Source organism: Roseibium sp. SCP14 (assembly GCF_040329475.1).
Taxonomy (GTDB): Bacteria; Pseudomonadota; Alphaproteobacteria; order Rhizobiales; family Stappiaceae; genus Roseibium.
Genome location: NZ_JBDZYH010000001.1, coordinates 959293 through 979975 on the forward strand (window position 1 = coordinate 959293; position 20683 = coordinate 979975).

The 20683-nt window shown below is 57.0% G+C and carries 13 protein-coding genes; 5 read left to right on the top strand and 8 right to left on the bottom strand.

Annotated features, from left to right (window positions below):
- Positions 1 to 38 precede the first annotated feature (38 nt).
- Positions 39 to 3560 carry a PAS domain-containing hybrid sensor histidine kinase/response regulator gene (locus tag ABLQ08_RS04440; protein WP_352939909.1) on the top strand — a complete coding sequence of 1174 codons (3522 nt, stop codon included), beginning with the start codon at positions 39 to 41 and terminating at the stop codon, positions 3558 to 3560.
- A 20-nt stretch (positions 3561 to 3580) separates the two neighbouring features.
- Here ABLQ08_RS04440 and ABLQ08_RS04445 read toward each other — a convergent pair whose 3' ends face one another.
- Both ABLQ08_RS04445 and ABLQ08_RS04450 read right to left on the bottom strand, forming a co-directional pair.
- Positions 3581 to 6073, bottom strand: a complete 2493-nt coding sequence (locus tag ABLQ08_RS04445) for a putative bifunctional diguanylate cyclase/phosphodiesterase (RefSeq protein ID WP_352939910.1) — start codon at positions 6071 to 6073, stop codon at positions 3581 to 3583.
- A gap of 285 nt (positions 6074 to 6358) precedes the next feature.
- On the bottom strand, positions 6359 to 7042 hold the full coding sequence (locus ABLQ08_RS04450) for a response regulator transcription factor (RefSeq protein ID WP_352939911.1): 684 nt from the start codon (positions 7040 to 7042) through the stop codon (positions 6359 to 6361).
- Between the two features lie 465 nt (positions 7043 to 7507).
- Between ABLQ08_RS04450 and ABLQ08_RS04455 the strand changes: the two genes are divergently transcribed.
- Positions 7508 to 8377, top strand: a complete 870-nt coding sequence (locus ABLQ08_RS04455; protein WP_352939912.1) for an acyl-CoA thioesterase — start codon at positions 7508 to 7510, stop codon at positions 8375 to 8377.
- Between the two features lie 40 nt (positions 8378 to 8417).
- On the opposite strand, the gene ABLQ08_RS04460 is transcribed toward ABLQ08_RS04455, so the two are convergent.
- Both ABLQ08_RS04460 and ABLQ08_RS04465 read right to left on the bottom strand, forming a co-directional pair.
- A complete protein-coding gene (locus tag ABLQ08_RS04460; RefSeq protein WP_352939913.1) occupies positions 8418 to 8954 on the bottom strand; it encodes a hypothetical protein in 537 nt (178 codons plus the stop codon).
- Between the two features lie 114 nt (positions 8955 to 9068).
- Positions 9069 to 10727 carry a cisplatin damage response ATP-dependent DNA ligase gene (locus tag ABLQ08_RS04465; protein ID WP_352939914.1) on the bottom strand — a complete coding sequence of 553 codons (1659 nt, stop codon included), beginning with the start codon at positions 10725 to 10727 and terminating at the stop codon, positions 9069 to 9071.
- Between the two features lie 172 nt (positions 10728 to 10899).
- On the opposite strand from ABLQ08_RS04465, the gene ABLQ08_RS04470 reads away from it, so the two are divergent.
- Positions 10900 to 12969: a DEAD/DEAH box helicase gene (locus ABLQ08_RS04470; protein WP_352939915.1), complete on the top strand. Its 2070-nt coding sequence runs from the start codon at positions 10900 to 10902 to the stop codon at positions 12967 to 12969.
- Positions 12970 to 13106: 137 nt separating this feature from the next.
- Here ABLQ08_RS04470 and ABLQ08_RS04475 read toward each other — a convergent pair whose 3' ends face one another.
- From ABLQ08_RS04475 to ABLQ08_RS04485, 3 genes are read right to left on the bottom strand one after another with little or no spacing between them, the layout of a single operon-like run.
- The gene (locus ABLQ08_RS04475) at positions 13107 to 14510 is read right to left on the bottom strand and encodes a right-handed parallel beta-helix repeat-containing protein (RefSeq protein WP_352939916.1); all 1404 of its coding nucleotides are present in this window, start codon (positions 14508 to 14510) and stop codon (positions 13107 to 13109) included.
- A complete protein-coding gene (locus tag ABLQ08_RS04480) occupies positions 14503 to 14946 on the bottom strand; it encodes a YybH family protein (RefSeq protein ID WP_352939917.1) in 444 nt (147 codons plus the stop codon). The genes ABLQ08_RS04475 and ABLQ08_RS04480 overlap by 8 nt, the downstream gene beginning before the upstream one ends.
- Before the next feature lie 39 nt (positions 14947 to 14985).
- Entirely contained in the window at positions 14986 to 16020 is a 1035-nt protein-coding gene (locus ABLQ08_RS04485; protein WP_352939918.1) for a ligase-associated DNA damage response exonuclease, read from the bottom strand.
- A 149-nt stretch (positions 16021 to 16169) separates the two neighbouring features.
- Between ABLQ08_RS04485 and ABLQ08_RS04490 the strand changes: the two genes are divergently transcribed.
- Complete coding sequence (locus tag ABLQ08_RS04490) at positions 16170 to 18674, top strand: ligase-associated DNA damage response DEXH box helicase (RefSeq protein WP_352939919.1); 2505 nt, start codon at positions 16170 to 16172, stop codon at positions 18672 to 18674.
- Positions 18671 to 19408, top strand: coding sequence for a ligase-associated DNA damage response endonuclease PdeM (pdeM, locus tag ABLQ08_RS04495; protein WP_352939920.1), 738 nt, complete (start codon positions 18671 to 18673; stop codon positions 19406 to 19408). The genes ABLQ08_RS04490 and pdeM overlap by 4 nt, the downstream gene beginning before the upstream one ends.
- A gap of 140 nt (positions 19409 to 19548) precedes the next feature.
- On the opposite strand, the gene ABLQ08_RS04500 is transcribed toward pdeM, so the two are convergent.
- Entirely contained in the window at positions 19549 to 20661 is a 1113-nt protein-coding gene (locus ABLQ08_RS04500; protein WP_352939921.1) for an AI-2E family transporter, read from the bottom strand.
- Between the last annotated feature and the right edge of the window lie 22 nt (positions 20662 to 20683).

Genomic DNA, 20683 nt, shown 5'->3' on the forward strand with positions numbered 1-20683 from the left:
AGGCGCCCAAACCGATCGGGAGGACGGTAAGCCAGACCATGCTGCACGGATGGTTCGTGATATTGGCCGCGACGGCCTACATCCTGTTCCTGTTTGCCATCGCCAGCTACGGCGATCGCATGACCAGGAAACGTTCGTCCCGCTCGGGTGGGCGACCGTTTATCTATGCGCTTTCGCTGTCCGTTTATTGCACGTCATGGACTTTCTTCGGGTCCGTTGGCAATGCCAGCCGCAACGGAGCCGAATTCCTGACGATCTATATAGGTCCGCTTCTCGTCTTTGCTCTGGGATACCCACTCCTTCGCCGCATCATTCAGATATCCAAGACCGAAAGCATCACGTCGATTGCCGATTTCATCGGTGCCCGATACGGCAAGAGCCAGACTGTTGCAGCCCTGGCCACCCTGATCGCGGTGATCGGTGTCATTCCCTATATCGCCCTCCAGCTCAAGGCGGTCTCGCTGTCGGTCACGACCATGGTCGGGCCGGTTATCTCACCCGGCGACGTCTTCATGCCGGTCTTTGACGACCTGACACTGCTGATCGCGTTGGGTATGGCAATCTTCAGCTGGGCCTTCGGTACCCGGCATATTGATGCGACCGAGCACCAGGAAGGCTTGATGCTGGCCATCGCCGCCGAAGCCATCGTCAAGCTGATCGCATTTCTGGCGGTCGGCATCTGGGTGACCTACTGGCTTTTCAACGGTCCCTTCGATCTCGTTCGAGCCATTTCGGAAGCGCCGGAGGTTGCCGAGATTTTCGAGCAGCCGGTCAATATCAGCAACTGGCTTGTCCTTTCTGTTCTTTCAGCCTTCGCCGTCCTGCTGTTGCCACGCCAGTTCCACGTTACCGTGACGGAGAACAATTCAGACGAGGAACTGCGCCGGGCGACGTGGATGTTTCCGCTCTACCTCGTCCTGATCAATCTGTTCGTCATTCCGATTGCCGCGGCCGGGTCGTTGCGTTTCGGCCAGGACATCAATCCGGACACTTTCGTGCTCGCCTTGCCGCTGGATGCAGGACAGAACTGGCTCGCGCTTTTTGCCTTTATCGGCGGACTTTCCGCGGCAACGGCAATGGTAATCGTTGCAACGGTCGCCCTGGCCATCATGATTTCCAACGACATTGTGGTTCCGCTGCTGTTGCGGCGCCATAGCGAAGATGAACTCGTCGATACCAGCGGACGCGACATGAGCCGTCAGCTCCTGCTGATCCGGCGTCTGGCGATCTTTGCCATCCTACTGCTCGCCTATGCCTATTACCGCGCCGCCGGTGACACGGCCGCGCTGGTTTCCATCGGATTGCTGTCCTTCGCCGCAATTGCCCAGTTCGCGCCGGCGTTCGTCGGAGCTCTGTTCTGGCGGCGGGCAACGTCGCTCGGAGCAATCGCCGGTCTCAGCGGCGGCTTTATTCTGTGGGGCTACACGCTCCTGCTGCCAACCTTCGCCCAGTCCGGTCTCATTTCCGACGGTTTTCTGGCAACCGGTCCTTTCGGCATAGGTGCCCTGAAACCCCAGGCATTGCTTGGACTTGAGATTGACCCGTTCATTCACGGCACGCTCTGGAGTCTGTTGGTCAACATCCTCCTCTTCGTCGGCGCCTCCTTCATTCGCAAACCGTTGCCTGCGGAAACGCTCCAGGCAAATGTGTTCGTTCCGGCGGCATTTTCCCCAACGCCAAGTCTTCGTTACTGGCGGACCTCCGTCACCTCGGGTGACCTGCAGGCGACCGTCGCACGGTATCTCGGAGAAGAACGCACAGAGCGCTCGTTTCAGAGATTCGCCAACGAACGCGGCATACCGCTTGATCCCAATACGCTGGCGGATGCCAGTCTGCTGCGGTTTTCCGAGCAGCTTCTGGCAAGCGCTATCGGTGCCGCTTCCTCGCGCCTCGTGCTGACACTGATGCTGAAGCGTCACGATCCGTCGACAAAAGGCGCTGTCAAACTTCTCGATGATGCTTCAATTGCCATCCAGTACAACCGGGACCTGCTGCAAACAGCGCTGAACCAGGTCCGGCAGGGAATCGGTGTGTTTGACCGGGATCTTCGATTGATCTGCTGGAATCGCCAATTCCGAGACCTGCTCGGATTGCCGGCCGAATACGGCCAGGTCGGCACGACGCTGGACGCTATCCTGCGCTTTAACGCCGAGCGTGGAGAACATGGCCCGGGACCGGTGGAGGCGATTGTCGCCGACCGGATCGAACGGCTGGTACTGATCCAGGAAACGTTCCAGGAAAAGCTGGAATCGACCGGAACCGTATTCGAGGTTCGCATCAGCCCGATGCCCGACGGCGGCATCGTGACGACTTACACGGACATTACCGAGCGGGTAATGGCGGAAGAAGCGCTGGCAAGAGCCAACGAAACGCTGGAACGTCGGGTTCGCGAGAGAACCGAAGAACTCACCCACGTCAATGAACGCCTTGTGGAAGCAACCAGAGCCGCGGAAGAAGCCAACATCGGCAAGACACGCTTCCTGGCCGCGGCAGGTCATGACATCCTGCAGCCGTTGAATGCCGCCCGGCTCTACGCCTCGGTTCTGGTGGATCGTCTCAAGGCTGGCAATGACGGCGAACTGGTTCGTAATGTTGAATCAGCGCTGGAGTCGGTGGAAGACATTCTCGGCGCTGTGCTCGATATTTCGCGACTTGATACCGGCGCCCTGAAACCTGAGCCAAGCGTATTCCGTCTGGATGAATTGCTTCGCGGACTGGCGCTCGATTTTCAGCCTGTGGCGCAGGAAAAGGGACTGGAACTCAAGATCGTGCCGACATCTGTATCGGTGCGCACAGACCGACGCCTGCTGCGCCGGTTGTTGCAGAACCTCGTTTCCAACGCATTGAAATACACCCAGAAGGGCAAAGTTCTGGTCGGATGCCGCAGGCGTGGCAACCGGGTCCTGGTGGAAGTCTACGACACTGGAATGGGCATTCCCAAAAGCAAGCAGAAAGCGATTTTCCAGGAGTTTCACCGGCTCGATGACGGAATGCGTGTCGCCAAGGGTCTCGGACTCGGACTATCGATTGTCGAACGCATCAGCCACGTGCTCAAGCATCCGGTGGAACTCAGATCCGAAGCGAACCGTGGTTCGTGTTTCTCGGTCGAGTTGCCTCGTTCAGCGGCGATGCCTGATCTCACACCCGTGCAGCAAACCCCGTCGCCGGCTGGTCAGCTGGATGGACTTTGCGTCGTGGCGATCGACAACGAACCGGACATCCTGAGCGGAATGAGACATCTGCTCTCAAACTGGAACTGCAACGTGTTTACCGCGTCCGACGATGTGGAGGCAGCTTCCCTCCTGAACAAGGCTGGCATCACACCGGATGTCATTCTTGCCGACTATCACCTGGATAACGGCACCGGAATCGACGCCATCGTGAAGCTCAGATGGAAATTCGGCAGCCACATTCCTGCAATCCTAATTACCGCAGACAGAAGCCGGGCGGTACGCACCGAGGCCGGAGACAAGGACATCACCTTCTTCAACAAACCGGTTAAGCCGGCAGCCCTCAGGGCGCACCTGACCCGTTGTCAGGCAGGACAAGCCGCCGAATAGCAGCCCTCAAGCTTGCGCGGTCAGGATGCGGATCTGGCTGAAAACGGTTCGTCGCTCTGCTGGTTCGAGCCTTCTACCTGCCAATCCGTGTTGTCGATGCGTGTAATGTTTGCAGGATTGGCATCCGGTCTGCCGAAGAAATAACCCTGTAGCGTGTCGCATCCAAGAGCTTTCAGCGCATCCACCTGGAATTGCCGTTCAACGCCCTCGGCAGTGACCTCGAGGCCAAGATTATGCGCAAGCGCAATCACCGCGGAAATGATCGCCAGACCATCACTGCGATCTCCGATTTCGTCGACGAACGACTTGTCGATCTTAATCTTGTCGAACTTGTACTGGCGCAGATAGGACAGTGAAGAATAGCCGGTACCAAAGTCGTCGAGTGAGATCTTGATACCAAGATCGCGCAGCTTCTGAAGTTTTTCGGATGCCGAACCCAGATCGCGGAGAAAGACAGATTCGGTGATCTCGAGCACCAGTCGCTCGGCAGGGAAACCAGTTTCTTCCAGAACGGATGAGACGCTTTCGACCAGATTTGGATCCATGAACTGGACCGGCGACAGGTTCATCGCAACGCTTTCCAGATCCGGGCACTGCGCCGCGGCCGAACACGCGCGTTTCAGCACCCAACTTCCCAGCGGAAGGATAAGCCCGGCCTGCTCCGCAATCGGAATAAACGTATTGGGAGGCACCTCTCCTCGCGTCGGATGGTACCAGCGCACCAGAACCTCGCTGGAAACGACTTTCCCGGAACGAGTGTCAACGATGGGCTGGAACTCGACACTGAGCTTTCCGTATTCGAATGCTTCGCGTAGATCGGACTCCAGTTCGCGGCGCTCCCTGACCTCCCGTTCCATTTCGCTTTCAAAGGCCAGGGCCCGGCCTCGACCGCTTTCCTTGGCCTTGTATAGGGCAATGTCCGCCTTACGCATCAGGTCATCGACAGTATCGGTCCGGTCCAGGAAACGCGTGAAGCCCACAGTCGCTCCAATTGCAAAATCCCGATCGCTGATCCTGAAGGGTTTCCGGGTAATATTGACCAGTTCCTGCGCAAAGGCACCTGCCGCCTGATCGCTTACGAAGTGGCCCAGAGCGGCAAACTCATCACCGCCGAAGCGCGCCAGACTGATCCTGCCTTCTCCAATTGCGGTAAACCGGTTGGCAACCTGCTTCAGCAATTCGTCTCCCGCCGGATGTCCACTCGTGTCATTCACGACCTTGAAGTTGTCGAGGTCGATCAGGAACAGGGTCAACGTGTTCTGCTTTGACCTGAATTGCTCGGACCGCAGCAACTCCGCCTGTTTCAAAAACCAGCTTCGGTTGCCGATGCCTGTCAGGGAATCATGCTCGGCAAGATGCGCGATAAGCGCGTTTGCACGGCGTGCTTCGGTCACGTCCGAAGCGACGCCGCGATAACCGGTAAACGATCCGTGGTCGTCATAGACCGGTCGGGCAGCAAGCGACCACCACCGGTCTTCGCCACTGACGGAAACACCGATCACTACCTCGCGGAAGGACTTCTGCAGGCTGATTTCGCGCTGAAGGGTACGCACCACTTCACGGGCATCGGTATTGTTCAGCGAATAGGCCAGATCAACCATTCGCATTGCTTCAAGTTCAGAACGGGTCCTGCCACTCGCGTGGAGAAATCTTTCGGAGATGTTGCGGAAGTTGCCGGCACTGTCCGTTTCCCAGATCCAGTCGCTCGCTTTTTCCTCGAACTCGTTCATGAGCAAAGCGATCAATTCGCCTCGCTGCTTCAGTTCGGCTTCCGCGAGGAAGTGCGAGGCAAACAACCACCCCGTGACAGTGACGCTACCGACGACGACAATTGAATAGCTCGTCAGCAGGAAGAGTAGCGGCCACATGGAAGCGCTTTGATCGATAAGAAGTGAAATGACCGATGCTGCATAGAGGATCGTCACCCACCTGAAGGCAGCCTGCGGAACCGTCGCCATGGCAAAGCCGCCGCCACAGATCATTCCGGTCGTAATGCACGAAGAAATCCAGATACCGTTCGGATCGCCGCTGGCAAAGGCTGTAACAGGCACCACAGCCCACAACAAGCTCAATACAGTTGCATGCCGAACCGCTTTATCCAAGGCTCGGCGCGACGCCGTTTCAATCGGATCCCGTCTCGCGGAAATCCATTTGGCAATCGTAAAGCTCATCAGACCGCCAAGGGCGATGAGCCAGACCGTCACGTAGGAAACCGGAACGAATTTCAGGAAAACCAGTGTCACGACTAACGCGTTGACGACATTTGCGAGAATGATAACGGGTGTCAGGCGAGCGATGCTGGCGATCTGCGCGGCGCGAACCCGGCGGGCAAGAAACTCTTCAACAACCGGATAACCGAATGCAAGTAGCAGCGCCCGATTCTGGTCGTTGTCCACCTGGCCGTGTTGCTCCGGCCCGGTGTTTTCAGCAGGAATCGTCGCGCAGGCGTTGGGTGAAACAAACGCCCGGCAAATTGTGCTGATGACCAGTTTCCAGTTGGCGTTGAGCCGCATTTCTTCTCCGCTTTGGTTCCTCACGACTGTGCTCGGCACAGCTCTCCGTGAGACAAAGGGATACGTGCATTCCTTGAAGTTCCGGTAAAGTCCGCGACGGAAACTGTCCGAATTCTTCGAGATTTTTCAAAAAATTAGAACTAATTTCGATTTACCTTAACAAAACTTATCCGGCCGTCATTCGCCTGGCACAACCAGAAAAAACCCAGGCGGAAATTCCACCCGGGCTCATCCTGCAAGCCTGTAAGTTCTCAAGATTGAATCAATCAGACGCTGAGACGCACCTTAGTGCAACTCGGCATTTTCGGCTGCATCGCCACCCAGTTGCCATTGCCCTGCCTCGATCTTGGAAGCTGCAATGACGGCCTGTGTGCGGCTTTCAACACCAAGCTTTTGGAGAATGGCGGAAACGTGAGCTTTCACGGTTGCCTCGGAAACCGACAATTCATAAGCGATCTGCTTGTTGAGCAGTCCTTCGGACAGCATCATCAACACGCGCACCTGCTGTGGTGTCAAAGTAGCCAGGCGCTGAACAAGGTCGCCACTGCCGTCGTCCGCCTTCAGATCAACATCCGGCGGTGTCCACATGTTTCCGGACATCACTTCAGAGATCGCCTGCCGGATCACGTCAATGCCGTGTGACTTCGGAATGAAACCAGAAGCCCCGAATTCCACCGCGCGGCGAATGGCCTGCGGATCCTCGTTTGCCGAGACGACAACCACAGGAACACCTGAATACTGCGCCCGCAAATACATGAGACCGGAAAACCCGCGCATTCCCGGCATGGTCAGATCCAGCAGAATCAAATCAACGTCGCCGTCCTGCTCCAGACGTGCAGTTACATCTTCCAGGGCGCCGGCTTCTTCGATTACGGCGTTTGGATACTGTGTCTCAAGTGTTTGGCGCAAAGCACCACGGAACAAGGGATGATCATCCGCGATGATAAACCGATACGTTGTCGCCGACACGTTGCATTACCTCCCTGAACGGCCCCATCCGCTTCACGACCAGCTAAACCGAGCGCTGCTGCCACTTGCGCATCAAGGTTATCTGGTTTCCGGCTCCTCACCCCGTTTGGCGGCTTGTTTTGAAGTATGTTTGCATCATGGATTACATTCAAGTCAAACCATGCTTTTGACCAAGACGAGCTCTTTTGTCCGCTGGCTCCGCTTCAAGGTCCGGAACACCCCTGAAATGATATCCGGTGTTCAAGTACTGACAATGAGAACAAATGGGCGGAATCTCACAACTTCAGATTTAACCCGAAACTTCCGCAGTTGATTTTTTTGCCACTAACACAGCAACCTGATCATTCGATCTAATTTTCCACAGATTACATTTCTTATTGATATATTCACTAAAAGGCTGCAACAAATGTACATCAACGACTTTGTACAGATTAAATAAAATCACTGAGCGCACGAATTTATAGGATGACAATTCAAGAGACCCTTTTTTCATTTGTGAATCGCTGGGAATGCGACGAAAATGACCATCTGAATGTTCAGTTTTACTTTAGCCGATTTGAAGAAGCTGACCGTCAATTCCGCCTGCTGTCCGGCCTGAGCGAAACGCTTGTCGGCGCACGCAGAGTTCGTCACGTGCGCTACCACAAGGAGCTGCGCACGGGCGACCTGATCACAATTCAATCCAGCATTGCATTCGACGGCCCGCACATGTTGACCGTCGTGCACGAGATGCGTGACGGCGCGAGCGGAGCACTCGCCGCGACGGCACTGGACGGCTATGAACCAAACGCGAATTCAGCGAAGACGCTGCGCCAGAGGTTCAAGGACTTTCAGACGCCGATGATCAAGGAAGCTGCGCCAAGAGGTATCCAGACCGGACCGGCGGCGCTTCGGGCAACTCCCTCCGGACTGCAGGCAAAAGGTGCTGAAATCTGTTATCGAGGTACCGTGTTGCCGCGCGATATCGGTGTCGACAGCAAAGCTGACGATCAATATGCGCTGTCCTGCTGCACAGACGGTGTTCCTCATGTCTGGCAACGCACGCCGATGACACATGAATACCTGACGGAAAACGGGTATGGACGGGTGGCAGTCGAAATGAAGCTGACCTGGTCGACCCCACTCAAGACCGGAGACACCGTAATCGTGGTAACCGGCTTCACCGGGGTCAATTCAAAGTTTTTTACAATGCGGCATCACCTGTTTGAAAGCAGGACCAACCGTCTGGCAGCAACCCTGGACGTGGTGGCACTTATGATGGACCTGTCGTCACGCAAAGCTGTTGAGCTGCCGGAAGAAGCGCAGAACAACCTTTCCAAGATGCTGATCGACTGATACCGCGATCACGGTGATTGAAATATGCAGGGCAACTGTCTCAGTTGCCCTCGTTTTCAAAATCCTTTTGAAGCTCCCGCACCATTCCGAAGAAGCGCCGCATCGCGCTTTCGGTGAAGGTCAGAACCTTCTCAAGCTCCTCGTCCGCCTCTTCAAGACCGGTTGTCAGGTCGTTGTTACCGTTTTCCGGCGGTTTACGATCCAGGGCGGATCCCGGCGGCAATTGCCTGTCGCCATTTGCGCCGTTTTCCAGTTCCTTGACCCGGGCGGTCAAGCGGTCAATCTCGCTTGCCAGTTCGTTGATCTCGGCCAGATAGGCGTCTTCTGCCAGCGGGACCGGATTGCAGCGCCAGGAGGTGTTCTGTTCCCTGCAAACCGAAACCGTACCGTTCTGCCGGTCCACTCGCAGAATGTCTCCATCGACGGCCACGAGGGAGTACCGGCCGGACTGACCCTGCGTGACTGCTTCAGATTGCTCCGGCGTGATCTTTTCCTGAGCTGAGGCGCCTCCGGCAAGCAACAGAACAACAGCGGCACTGCCGAGGAATGTAGCAGGCACAAACTTACGGATTGTCATCTCGTCTCTCCGACATACGGCACGGCGAACCACCGTTTCTTCTTCTCCCGATGGTTGCCATGATTCCGTGACCAAAGCACGGCCATAGCCTGTTTTTCGGGGTTTATCGTAAATTTAGCGCTTTCCGCTTTCATTCGTAGGCAGCAGCGCCTCAAGACTTTCAATCCAATCGGCTTCCGAAGGCGGCTTGTCCCATCTCAGTCTGGAAATTCTTGGAAAACGCATCGCGACACCGGACTTGTGACGTGTCGACCGGTTCAACCCTTCAAAGGCGACCTCCAGAACGAGACCGATATCGGCACCATGGGCGACCTCTCGGACGGGGCCGAACCTGTTGATTGTGTTGGCGCGAACAAATCGATCGATTTCCCGCAATTCTTCGTCGGTAAAACCAAAATACGCCTTGCCGACGGGAACGATCTCCGGACCACTTTCTCCGTCTCTCCAAACACCGAATGTATAGTCTGAATAAAACGAGGATCTTTTGCCGTGCCCACGCTGAGCGTACATCAGGACCGCGTCTATCAGGAATGGTTCCCGCTTCCATTTGTACCACAATCCTTTTGGTCGACCGTTGAAATAGCAAGCCTCCCATTTTTTCAGCATCAGGCCTTCCACTACCCCGGCATCGTCCGCCTCGAGGAACCTATCGGGTTTCGAGCGGGCAGCCGCGATGGCATCCCAATCGCCAACCTCCACCATTGGAGATAAATCGATCCCGTTCGGAGCTCGGCTGGCAATGAACTCTTCCAGCTTCGCTCTTCGTTCCGAAAATGGCTGCCCGCGCAGGTCCTGCCCATCCAGCATCAGCAGATCATATGCACGGATCGCCGCTGGATAGTCCTTCAACAGTTTTGGGCCGGCGGTCTTTCTGTTCAGGCGCTTCTGCAGGTCGGAAAACGGCAAGACCCTGCCTTCCTTGACGACCAGGAGTTCACCGTCGATACAGGCTTCAAAATCCAGCCCGTCAATCACATCGGGAAATGCCCTGGAAATGTCTTCACCGGTTCGGCTGTAGAGCCGGCGAACGGGCTCACCCTGTTTCGTTTTTCCCGCAGCCGCTTGAATGCGGATGCCGTCCCATTTCCATTCAACCGCAAACTCCTCGGCATTCAGCTGACCAATGTCCTTTTCCTCGTCCAGCGGATGCGCCAGCATCACTGGCCGGAAGGGGGCCGGATCGTCTGTTTCGGGTCGTCCTGATCGCCCTTCCATCCAGGCAAACAAAGCCTCGTAAGGCGGCTTGAGCCCGTGCCAGACCTCCTCCACTTGAGCCACGTCCATTTCTCCAAGTCGTGCAACCGCGGTCTTGGCAAGCCTGGCGGAAACGCCGACACGCAACCCACCGGTCACGAGTTTCAGCAAGGCCCAACGTCCGGTTTCGTCCAGTTTATCGAGCCAATCGTTCAACAGTCGCGGCACATCGGTCTTGCCAGCATTCTCAAGAGAGATGACGACCCTGGACAAGGCAGGTGGCGGCTCCTCATCATCCGGCTCGCCCCTGCCAGGCCACATCAAGGCGATGGTTTCAGAGAGATCTCCGACAAAGTCGTATGACAAGGCAAATAGCTGCGGGTCGGTCCGCTCGGCGACGAGTGACCTGAGCATGGCCGGTTTTGCATTCTTGAAACTGAGACCACCGGTAAGCGCCGCCAGCGCATATCCGCGGTCCGGGTCCGGTGTTTCCTTGAAATACCTGACCAGGAGCGCCTCTTTCGCAAGGCGCCTTGGCTCCAGTGAAAGTCTGTCCAAAAGCTCGGAAAATGCCTGCATTGGACAAGAAAAACCGGGAACGCTCCGGTTTACAAGTCCGGGATGGACGTTCTTACCTTTTCCCTGTATAAGCCGCGCCCATCTTAGGTACATCCAGGCTGATACTAAGACAGCCCGATCCGGTAGACTGCTGACTGGCACGCAGATGATCCGGAGCAGTTGAAAGATTTCTATGACTGAGTTGACGTCTCTCGCCCCGGCCCTGTCGGCCGCGCTGGCGAAACGAGGCTATGAGAGCCTCACTCCTGTACAGGAAAGCGTTCTGAACGACGCTCCGCCGGAAGCGGACCTTCTGGTATCGGCACAGACCGGTTCCGGCAAGACCGTGGCTTTCGGCCTCGCGCTTGCCCCAACCCTGCTGCAGGGACAGGAGCACCTGGGCAAGGCGGCTGCTCCCATTGCACTTGCGATCGCACCTACCCGTGAACTTGCACTTCAGGTGAAAGAAGAACTCACCTGGCTTTACGATCAGGCTGGAGCCGTTACCACGTCCTGCGTGGGCGGCATGGATCCGCGTTCCGAACGTCGTGCCCTGGAACGTGGTGCGCATATTGTCGTCGGGACACCGGGACGGCTGCGTGACCATATTGAGCGCGGCGCTCTGGACCTGTCCGAAATTCGTGCCGTAGTGCTCGATGAAGCCGACGAAATGCTGGACATGGGGTTCCGGGAAGATTTGGAGTTCATTCTGGACGCAGCGCCTCAAGAGCGCAGAACCCTGATGTTCTCCGCGACCGTCCCAAGGCCGATCGCAGAACTTGCAAAACGGTTCCAGAAAGACGCCGTCCGCCTGTCGACCATCAACGCCCGTGAACAGCACGGTGATATCGACTATGTGGCCCATCCGGTTCCACCGAACGAGCGCGAAAACGCAATCATCAATGTCCTCCGGCTGCACGAAGCCGAAAAGGCGATTGTATTCTGCTCGACCCGCGAAGCGGTCAGCCGCCTGACATCCCGACTTGCCAATCGCGGCTTCTCGATTGTTTCGCTTTCCGGAGAATTGAGCCAGGAGCAACGCTCCAGCGCGCTTGCCGCGATGAAAGACGGCCGCGCCCGCGTGTGCGTTGCGACCGACGTTGCTGCTCGCGGGATCGACTTGCCCAACCTGGATCTCGTCATCCATGCGGACCTGCCGACAGGCAAGGCTGCCCTTCTTCACCGGTCCGGCCGCACCGGCCGTGCAGGCCGGAAAGGCACTTGCGTGCTGATGGTTCCCTTCCCGCGCCGCAGACAGGCCGAGCGCGTACTCCACTTTGCGGGCATCAAGGCAACCTGGAAAGGTGCACCGACAGCGGATGAGATCCGGGCGGAGGACAAGACTCGCCTTCTTGCAGACCCGGCATTGTCGGTGGAGCTTGAGGAAGAGGATCGCGCAATCGCCATGGAGCTTCTTGCACTCCACAGCCCCGAACAACTTGCATCCGCCTTCGTCAAGCTGCGCCAGTCACGCATGCCGGCTCCCGAGGAAATCTCGGAAATCAACGAAACGTCGCTGAAGGGCCGTGATGCCGGTTCACGGGGCGGTCGCAGCGCGGAAATCACCGGCAAGTTCGAGGACGGCATCTGGTTCTCGTTGTCCCTCGGCCACCGCCAGCGGGCGGAACCGCGCTGGATCCTGCCGATGATCTGTCGTGCGGGTCATGTGACCAAGAAAGAAGTCGGCGCGATCAAGATTTTCCAGAACCAGCTTTACTTCGAGATTTCCGCGAGCCACGGCGAACGCTTTGCAGACGTCATCAAACGGGAAGGTTCGGGTGAAGACAACGTCACAATCACGTTGCTTGATGCCCGCGGCGGCAAGATCCCAAGCCCTCCCAAGGAAGATTTCGATCGCCGGGGACGCCAGGGTGCGCCCAGACGGCGCCCTTCCAGGGGCGACGCGCCGGACTATGAGAACCTTGGGCCGGAAGACTCGTTGAAATCCGACCGCCCCAAACGCGGACCAAAGCGTGATTTCGATGGCCCTCGCGGTAATAAACGCCGGAAGTTCGGCGACGACGATGCCGCGCCACATCACCCGGCATACGAACCGCTGGACATGAAGGCACTGGCCCGGGACCTTGACGGCGACGATCGCAAACCTTCGCGTAAACCTCGTGGAGCCGATCACCCAGAGGGAGACGAGCGACGCAGAGCCAAACCTCGGTCAGCATCAAAGTCCTTTTCACCGAAAAAGAAGGCACCTAAGAAAAACAAGCCTTCACGGTCAGAGCGAAAGGCCGCAAAGGCCAAGAAGTAAACCGATTTCGGGTTGAACAAACCCGGATTGGACACTTGCTTCAAACGAAGCCAGTAAACAAGCAAAGTCCGGACAGATTTTGTCTGGAATTCAGGCCGCGAGCTCAAGAGCTTGCGGCCTTTTTCATTTCTTCGTGCTCATGACGGACCGACAGCGCAGGTTGCTCCCTGGGAGATGTCCGGACTGCCGGCGTTCTGCTGCTCAATGACCGTGCCGGTGTGTTCTCCTTCTGCCAGGAAGCTGTTTTCAAGAAATGAACGACCGGATGGCGAGTACGCTCGATTGTTTGCGATCACGGTGTCCTTGATCGGGCGTTCCAGGAACTTCGTTCGGAACGGGCTGCCAAGATAAAGATATTCGAAGTCGCCGATGAAGCGATTGCCGATTACGGCGTTGCCGTCGTCCTCGATGCGAATTCCCGTTTCAAGCCATTCAAAGCAATTGTCTTCATAGACGTTGTCCTTGGCGAAGTCCTCATAGAGATGCAGCTTGGTCGGGAAAGGCCAACGCGGTGAAAGTGCACGTTTGTCGACAAAGCCGGCAATCAGCTCCGGGTTGAAATGGTAACCCTGGAACTCATCGGACAGCCCCCATTCGCGCTCGCCCATCATCATCTCAAGAGAGACCGGGTTTTCGTAAGGGCTCTTGTCGCCGCAATCCCACATTACCAGGTCGCGAGACTGGCGCGATGCGACCCAGATGCCGATGTCCATATTGCGAAAGACATTGCCGCGGATGACATTGCCATCCGAACCCTGCAGTCGTGGACGGCTTTCCGGGTTGGTGGTGTGGAATTCCCAGCAGTTCTTGTAGTGAAAGATGCCGCCGAAGGCATTGCCGTCAAAGACGTTGTTTTCAATGAGGTTGAAAGCAGATCCGTCGACCGACAGTCCTTCCCGGCGTGTTGGGCCAACTCGCCTGATACCGAAGTTCGTGAACAGGCCATTGTTGCGGATCAGATTTCCTGAGACGGTATTTTTCCGAGATCCGTGTTCCAGATAGATCCCGACATGATGCCCGTCGGCGACGATCGAATTGCGAATGACCGCGCCCACGACGTAATGATCGACAAATATGCCGGTCATGTAGGAGCTGGTGATGGTGAGGTGTTCCAGCACCACCCCTTCCGAAGATCCGGCACGTGCAGCCTCCCGGGACGGCAGGTCGTCTTCGGGCGTCTGCCCCTCGATCAGAATTCCACCGGTGTCGTGAAGACGGCAATCCCTCACCGAAACGTTCTTCAGACCCGGGCGGATAACAATGCCGCGCCGGTGCATGCCGGTAATTGTGGCTCCCTGGCAGTCGAGTACCACGTCACTGGTGGCTATGGTGATGCTGCGCGTGTAACGACACCCTGACTCAAGCCGTATTGTGCCCTGCGTGATTTCCGGGAGCTCACAATTTCGCAGATCTTGCGGCGCTTCCGTCAGCGCACCGTATTCAGAAACGGCGACCGCATCGGTAACGACAGGCGAGAATGCAAAAGCAAGGAAAAGGGAGGCAATCCAAACCGAATGCATGCGCTTCCAGCGTTTAGTCATTGATGATGCAGGCAATGACCCAGTCGGAGCCGTCATGAATCAGCTGGTAATGACAGGTGAACTCGAAGATCGCCTCTCCGTCATCCGTCTCCTGACTCCAGTCGAGCGTCACCAATGCGGTCGTTCCGCTTACATGGCTTGAACTGACGTGGAAATCGGAATGGGTCACCCCTTCCTTTTCCAGAGCCCTCAAAAGCGCCTCGATGTTCTCAAGCAGCTCTTCATCATCATTGAAGACATGGCCCTTTTCGTGCTGCCAGATGATTGCCGGCAGCGCAAAACAATCACAGATCCTGTCTGCGTCGTAGTCGTTGAACCCGGCCTGATAGTCATCAAACAGCTGCGCGATCGCTTCTTCAGCGTCGCCGTTCAGGCTCGCAGCTCCATCGCTGGCCTGATCCTCGTCAGAATTCGTGATTTTGTCGTCATCCGCCATGACTGCCTCCCCAAGAGATCGGACGAACGGTCCGCCTGTTCATATTGAACCTTGGGCCTCCTGGGCTGGCGGATTACCGGCGTCTTCACCGTCGTCATACCCTATCATATTGAGTGGCCGGGCACGCCGTCCATTCAATTCACACCAGTGGACAAGTGCCTCTTCAGCGCCGTGGGTGACCCAGACCTGTTCCGCCCCGGTCTCGACGATCGTTCGGCAAAGATCGTACCAGTCCGCATGATCTGAAATGATCAACGGCAGTTCCGCGCCGCGCTGCCGGGCACGGGCGCGCACACGCATCCATCCGGACGCCATGGCCGCAACAGGGTCGCCAAAGCGCCGGGCCCATCGATCGCTGAGCTGCCCAGGCGGGCAGACAACAATCTCGCCCTGAAGCTCTTTTCCGCGCTTGCCAACGGGTTCCAGATCGCCCAGTTCGACGCCCTGGCTCTGGTAGTACGACGTCAGCTTTTCCTGCGCCCCGTGCAGAAAGATCGTCTTTTGATAACCGGCGGCCCGCAGTTCCGCGATCACACGCTGAGCTTTCCCAAGCGCATAAGCTCCGACCAGATGTGTCTGATCGGGAAAGAGTTCGAGCGACGACAGAAGTTTGGCAATTTCCTGACGAGCGGGGGGGTGCCTGAAAACCGGCAGGCCGAACGTCGCCTCGGTCACGAAAGTATCACAGGGCACCAACTCGAAGGGAACACAGGTCGGGTCTTCCTGACGCTTATAGTCTCCCGAAACCACGGTGCGTTGCCCGCCGGCGGCAAATAGAACCTGAGCCGAACCCAACACGTGCCCGGCAGGATGAAGCGAGACAGAGACACCTCCAACATCAAGTGGTTCGCCATAGTCAACTGACTGCGGACGGCTGCAGAAGTTTGGACCATATCGGATCGCCATGATGTCAAGCGTCTGCTGCGTTGCCAGAACCGCACCATGTCCAGCGCGTGCGTGATCGGCATGCCCATGCGTGATAATCGCTTTCTTCACCGGCCGCACGGGGTCGATATGGGCGTCGGCCAGCGAACAAAACAGTCCTGCAGGTGTGAGCGTCAGAAGCTCGGACATCAGATAACCGTCATCCTTCCCGCCAGCATGCCTCAAGGTTCTTGCCTTGGCTCTCGCCAGGTTACATTAATATATAGGGCAGAACACAATAAGAACATTGATAATCCGAAATGCTCGCCTTTTCAAAATTCGTGTCTTAAAACAATCTCATGGATGCAGTGCTTCTACCCAATCGATTTCAAAGCTGGTTCGCGTCGCGGGGCTGGTCTCCGAGAGCGCATCAGCTGCAACTGATCGATCATCTTGGACAAGGCCACTCCACGCTGCTGATCGCACCGACGGGTGCCGGCAAGACGCTCGCCGGCTTCCTGCCCAGTCTTGTGGAGCTTGAGGCAAGGGGCAAAAGAACGCCGGGTCGGGCAGGCAACGGCATCCATACGCTTTATATTTCCCCCTTGAAGGCTCTTGCCGTCGACATTGCGCGGAACCTGGAAGCACCGGTTTCAGAAATGGGTCTTGCGGTACGGCTCGAGACGCGGACCGGCGACACGCCGTCTCACAAACGGCAGCGCCAAAAGCTCAATCCGCCCGATATTCTGCTGACGACGCCGGAACAGATTGCCCTGCTTCTGTCGGACCCAGCATCCGCAAAGCTGTTCGCATCGTTGAAGACAGTCATTCTGGACGAACTCCACGCCATGGTAACGTCCAAGCGCGGAGACCTGCTCGCCCTTGGGCTTGCAAGGCTTCGACGACTTTCACCGGGTCTACGTACGGTCGGCCTGTCGGCGACGGTTGCCGAGCCGGATGACCTGCGCGCTTATCTGGTCGAGCAAACCGACACGGCAGCAAGGTCCCTGTCGCATCTCGTGGAAGTCAGCGGCGGTGCACAGCCTGATGTTTCGATCCTGAACTCAGAAGAACGCCTGCCGTGGTCAGGTCATTCCTCCCGCTATGCCATTGGCGACATGTACCAGCTGATCAAGGAGCATAACGTTTCGCTGCTCTTCGTGAACACACGCAGCCAGGCGGAAATGGTCTTTCAGGAGCTCTGGCGCATCAACGATGAAACGTTGCCAATTGCACTTCATCACGGCTCCCTGGATGTCGGCCAGCGGCGAAAGGTTGAGGCTGCAATGGTGGCAGGATCTCTCAGAGCTGTCGTCGCCACTTCCTCTCTCGACATGGGTATCGACTGGGGAGACATCGACCTTGTCATCAATATCGGCGCGCCAAAGGGAGCCAGTCGTCTGGCTCAAAGAATCGGTCGGGCAAATCACCGGATGGATGAACCTTCGAAAGCCATCTTAGTTCCGGCAAACCGATTTGAAGTCCTTGAGTGTCAGGCAGCTCTGGCGGCATCGAAACGTGGAGACCAGGACACTCCCCCCTTGCGCAAGGGGGCTCTAGACGTGCTTGCCCAGCACATTCTCGGCCTTGCCTGCTCCGACCCGCTCGATGCACTTGCCACTTTCGACGAAGTCAGGTCTTCCGAGACCTATCGGCACCTGGATTGGGAAACGTTCGAGAGGGTTCTGGATTTCGTCGCGACCGGCGGCTATGCGCTCAAGAGTTACGATCAATACGCCAAGTTGCGGAAAGGCAAGGACGGCCTCTGGCGCATTGCCCATCCCAAGATTGCCCAGCAATACCGGTTGAATGTCGGCACGATTGTCGAAGCCCCGATGCTGAAAGTGCGCCTGGTCCGGTCCAAGGCAGACGGTCGGCGTACACCTGTCGGACGCGGTGGCCGCCTGTTGGGGGAAATAGAGGAGTATTTCATCGAGCAGATGTCGCAGGGAGATACGTTTCTCTTTGGAGGCGAGGTGCTGCGGTTCGAAGGCATTCGCGAAAATGAAGCCTATGTTTCGCGCGCGAAGACCGACAATCCGATGATCCCGTCCTACATGGGTGGGAAATTTCCGCTTTCCACCTATCTTGCGGAAAGCGTGCGGACCATGCTTGCGACACCCTCCTCCTGGCCGGCCTTGCCGGATCAGGTGCGCGACTGGCTGGAAATCCAGAAAGACAAGTCGGTTCTGCCGGCAAAGGACGGCCTGCTGGTGGAAACCTTTCCGAGGGCCAACAAGCACTACATGGTCTGTTATCCATTCGAAGGCCGCCTGGCGCACCAGACGCTCGGCATGCTCCTGACCAAGCGGCTTGAGCGCATGGGGGCCAGGCCGATGGGGTTTGTCGCCAATGACTACGCTTTGTCGGTGTGGGGTCTGGGTGACCTTTCGCTGCTGTTTTCCTCCGGCCGCATTCCCTTGGATCAGGTTTTCGAAGAGGACATTCTGGGTGACGACCTCGACGCCTGGCTCGCCGAATCCAGCCTCATGAAACGTACGTTTCGTAATTGTGCAGTGATTGCCGGTCTGATCGAACGCCGCCATCCGGGGCAGGAGAAAACAGGCCGGCAGGTAACTGTATCCTCGGATCTGATCTACGATGTCTTACGTGCCCACGAACCTGACCATATCCTGCTCAAGGCGACCTGGAACGACGCTGCAGAAGGACTTTTGGATATCTCGCGCCTCGGGGAACTTCTTGCCCGAATTCGCGGACGAATCACTCATACTGCCCTTCCGCACGTCTCTCCCCTCGCTGTACCTATCCTTCTGGAAATAGGAAAAGAACCGGTCTACGGAGAAGCCATGGACACGCTATTGGAAGAGGCTGCCGAGGAGTTGGTTCTGGAGGCAATGGAATGACTGCCCTGACGTCCCATCTGCGCAAGTATTCAGCTGCGCCGGTGTGTCATGACATTCAGGTCAACGGTCAACTGGTCGGTCTGCACGACAGCGGTGTTCTGTGGTGGCCGGACGAGTCGACCTTGATCGTCGCTGACCTGCATCTTGAAAAAGGTTCCAGTTTTGCACGCCGCGGTATCATGTTGCCGCCTTACGATACCGGCGCAACGCTTGAAAAACTGGCTGGTGTGATGGATGCGTTCGATCCTGCCAGAGTAATCTGCCTGGGCGACAGTTTCCATGATGCGGATGGTTCCGACAGACTGCCTGCCCCCTACCGCGCCATGCTGACAACCTTGCAGCTCGGACGGGAATGGATCTGGGTGACAGGTAACCACGATCCGGTTGCGCCAGTGCGCCTGTGCGGTGAAACCGTTGACGAGACCACAATCGGTCCCCTCACCTTCCGCCACGAGCCGATCGAAAAGATCGGATCGGAGGAGACTGCCGGAGAAGTCTGCGGTCACCTGCATCCGGCAGCGCGTGTGCGTCGCTTCGGCCGGTCCATCCGCCGTGCCTGTTTCATTACTGACGGCACACGTCTGGTGCTCCCCGCGTTCGGTGCTCTTACCGGTGGTCTGAACGTCACGCACGACGCATACAGCCTTATTTTTCGACGCCGCCAGTATTCGGTCTTCATGCTCGGCAACGACCGTCTGTTTCCCTTTACAGCAAGCCGGTTGGTCGGAGATTGAGCCACACTGCTCGACAAGAGTTGCACAGGCGGGAGAAAACTCAATCTTCCGAAGCGGCGTTGGTTTTGCCTTGGAAAAAGGCAAGACGGCTTTTTGCTTGATCTGTCTTCGATTGTTTCCCGGCCAGTTGACGGAAGAAATCAGAGCTCCTCGTCAGTCTCTTCCCGCACCTTCACCCAGGCGATCACGAGTTCGTAGAAGACTGACAGGATGACGGGGCCGAGGAACAGGCCAAGCAGTCCGTAAGCGATGGTCCCACCGAAAACACCGATCAATATGACAAGCATCGGCACATCCAGGCCGCGGGACATCAGCAGCGGCCTCAGCACATTGTCGATCAGCATCACCGGTATCATCAGTGCCGTGAAAATGATCGCGGGAACGACCGCCCAGGAACTCCAAGCCCAGATGATTGCCGGAATGATAACAAGCGCCGGCCCGATCTGAATGATGCAGAGGATCAAGGTCACGAAAGTCAGCACGCCGGCAAACGGTACGGCGAACAGTACAAGCAGGATACCGGTCAACAGGCCCTGGATCACAGCAACACCAATCACGCCGCGAGACACGTTTCGAATGGTGGCTCCGGAAAGGTCAACAAACTCGGCGCCACGCGGAGCGATGATCCGATCGGCAAACCGCTTGGCTCCTGATGCAAGCGCGGGACCTGGAACGAACAGAAAACCGGCGACAATGATGGAAACCATGAAAAAGAGCACACTGCCGCTCAAGCTGGCGAGTGCGGACAGAACCTTTTCACCGGCGGGCACCAGCGTCGGACCGACCTTGACCACAAATTGTTCCAGACTGCGGCTGGCAAGATCCCACATTTCCACGATTTTGGAACCGACCACCGGAAGATTGGCCAGGTTTTCGGGCAACGTCGGCAACTTGAAACTGCCGCCAGCGATGGCGTGATACCAGGTTTGCAGAGTTTCCACGAGATTGACTACGAGGACAGCCACGGGACCAACAACAATCCCAAGGCATACCAGCGTGACAAGAGTGGCAGACAGGCCTTTACGTCCACCCAGCCTGTTCGCAAGCCAGCTGTAAACCGGATAAAGCGCAACGGTCAGAACAACTGCCCATAACAGAAACAGGAAAAACGGCGCGACCAATTGCAATGAAAAATAGGCAAACAGGCCGAGGACGCCCAACCGGATGGCAATGTCTATCACCTTGGCATCGACGGATGGCTCCGCTTTGACCAGCGTGTTCTTCGAAGTATCGGAGTTGGATTGGTCGGCCATGCTGCCCCTGCCTGAACGTTTT

Bases quoted from the DNA above. Each gene is read 5' to 3' on its own strand.
- ABLQ08_RS04460 (WP_352939913.1), bottom strand. From the start codon at position 8,954: ATGACAATCCGTAAGTTTGTGCCTGCTACATTCCTCGGCAGTGCCGCT.
- ABLQ08_RS04440 (WP_352939909.1), top strand. From the start codon at position 39: ATGCTGCACGGATGGTTCGTGATATTGGCCGCGACGGCCTACATCCTG.
- ABLQ08_RS04465 (WP_352939914.1), bottom strand. From the start codon at position 10,727: ATGCAGGCATTTTCCGAGCTTTTGGACAGACTTTCACTGGAGCCAAGG.
- ABLQ08_RS04445 (WP_352939910.1), bottom strand. From the start codon at position 6,073: ATGCGGCTCAACGCCAACTGGAAACTGGTCATCAGCACAATTTGCCGG.
- ABLQ08_RS04475 (WP_352939916.1), bottom strand. From the start codon at position 14,510: ATGACTAAACGCTGGAAGCGCATGCATTCGGTTTGGATTGCCTCCCTT.
- ABLQ08_RS04455 (WP_352939912.1), top strand. From the start codon at position 7,508: ATGACAATTCAAGAGACCCTTTTTTCATTTGTGAATCGCTGGGAATGC.
- ABLQ08_RS04485 (WP_352939918.1), bottom strand. From the start codon at position 16,020: ATGTCCGAGCTTCTGACGCTCACACCTGCAGGACTGTTTTGTTCGCTG.
- ABLQ08_RS04500 (WP_352939921.1), bottom strand. From the start codon at position 20,661: ATGGCCGACCAATCCAACTCCGATACTTCGAAGAACACGCTGGTCAAA.
- pdeM (WP_352939920.1), top strand. From the start codon at position 18,671: ATGACTGCCCTGACGTCCCATCTGCGCAAGTATTCAGCTGCGCCGGTG.
- ABLQ08_RS04480 (WP_352939917.1), bottom strand. From the start codon at position 14,946: ATGGCGGATGACGACAAAATCACGAATTCTGACGAGGATCAGGCCAGC.
- ABLQ08_RS04490 (WP_352939919.1), top strand. From the start codon at position 16,170: ATGGATGCAGTGCTTCTACCCAATCGATTTCAAAGCTGGTTCGCGTCG.
- ABLQ08_RS04470 (WP_352939915.1), top strand. From the start codon at position 10,900: ATGACTGAGTTGACGTCTCTCGCCCCGGCCCTGTCGGCCGCGCTGGCG.